Origin of the sequence: Olavius algarvensis spirochete endosymbiont, assembly GCA_900608495.1 — a bacterium.
GTDB lineage: Bacteria > Spirochaetota > Spirochaetia > DSM-2461 > DSM-2461 > UBA2779.
The window spans coordinates 1-232 of sequence record UWYT01000111.1; the positions used below are offsets into that span (position 1 = coordinate 1).

Annotated in this window: 1 protein-coding gene; it reads right to left on the bottom strand. The window is 44.0% G+C overall.

Annotated elements, in window-relative coordinates:
• On the bottom strand, positions 1 to 221 hold a 221-nt coding region (locus tag S1OALGB6SA_RS10545), incomplete at its 3' end, for a hypothetical protein (protein ID WP_230204378.1).
• Positions 222 to 232: the final 11 nt, after the last annotated feature.

Consider the following 232-nt stretch of genomic DNA (forward strand, 5'->3'; position numbering starts at 1 on the left):
TCTGACTTTACAATGATTTGATTGGCATCGTATTCCAGAGTTTTACGCCAAGTTGTGGGATCCGTTCCTGCATTTTTGGCTATAAAAGCGATAAGCCTTCCCTTATCATCGTACTGATACGTTAGAATATCGTGAGATTCCAGTTCCTCAGTGCTTCTATAGCTGCGCGAATGGAGGTGGAGGATTTTCTTTCCCTGGGAGATGGAGCCCTCGTACTCCATCTCTTCAATAT